1 pseudogene is annotated in these 1,072 nt (G+C 77.5%); it reads right to left on the bottom strand.

Annotated elements, in window-relative coordinates:
* Positions 1 to 959: pseudogene (locus ACWEPF_RS39955) on the bottom strand (hypothetical protein); the annotation flags it as partial.
* Between the last annotated feature and the right edge of the window lie 113 nt (positions 960 to 1,072).

Below are 1,072 nucleotides of genomic sequence, written 5' to 3'. Positions count from 1 at the left end.
GGTGAGGGGTCGTCGAGTCCGCCGGGGCTGCCCTGGGGGCGGTCCTCGGTGGCGGGGCGGTAGGGCTCCTTCGACGTGTGGCCGTCGTCGTCGGTGCGGTGGGTGTTGTGGCCCTCGGGGTCCAGGCGGTTGCCGATGTCGGGCTTGCCGTCGTCGTGCGAACGGGGCGCGTCGGGGCGGGAGTTGTCGCCAGTGGGGTCGAGCCGGTTGCCGATGTCCGGGCGCGGGGTGCTGTCCGCCTTCGGCACGGTGTTCTGGCCGTCCGGGTTCAGGCGGTTGCCCAGGTCCGGGCGCGGCGTGGCCTCGGGCTTCGACGGCGCGGCGTGCTGCCCGTCCGGGTTGAGGCGGTTGCCAAGGTCGGGGCGCGGCGTGCTGTCTGGCTTCGACGGGGTGGTGTTCTGGCCGTCCGGGTTCAAGCGGTTGCCAAGGTCGGGGCGCGGCGTGCTGTCCGGCCTCGGGGTGGTGTTCTGGCCGTCGGGGTTGAGTCGGGAGGGGATGTCGGGGCGGGGGTTGGCGTAGGCGGCGCGCGGGTCCGGGCGGTTGGTGGCGGGTCCGCGGTCGGCGGCCGGACGCGGGCCGAACGTCGGACCGTCGGACTCGGGGCGGCGCTGCGAGGGCACCGGACCGGTCGGCGCGGCCGGGGCCTGCGGAGCGGTCGGGCGGCTCGACGGAGTGCTCGGGTTGGCGGCCTGCGGGGTGGCGGTGTGCGGGACACCACCCGCCATGCCCGGGGTGCCCGGGGTGCCCGGGGTGCTGGGCGTGCCGGGGGTGTTGGGGGTCGGGTCGCCCGTGGGGACCGGGCTAGGGCGGTGGTCCGACGAGGAGGGCGGGGGTGCGGTGGCGGTCGCGCCCAGTCCTGCGGTGTTCAGGCGGGGCGTGCCCGCCGGGGAGGACGGGTCCGACGAGGCCGGTGTCGGGTTGGGGGTGGGGTCGTTGGCGAACGCGGTCCGCGGGTCCACCCGCGACGGCGAAGGCGACGCGCCGTCAGGGCCCGGGCTGTGCGACGGTGCCGGGGTATGGGTGCGCGGGTCGGTGGCGGTGCCGGCGGGCTCGGCCGGCGCGGTGCGCTCCG

It is taken from the genome of Kitasatospora sp. NPDC004289 (assembly GCF_053602875.1).
The sequence above is the reverse complement of the archived record's forward strand: the minus strand, read 5'-3'. Positions and strand labels throughout refer to the sequence as shown.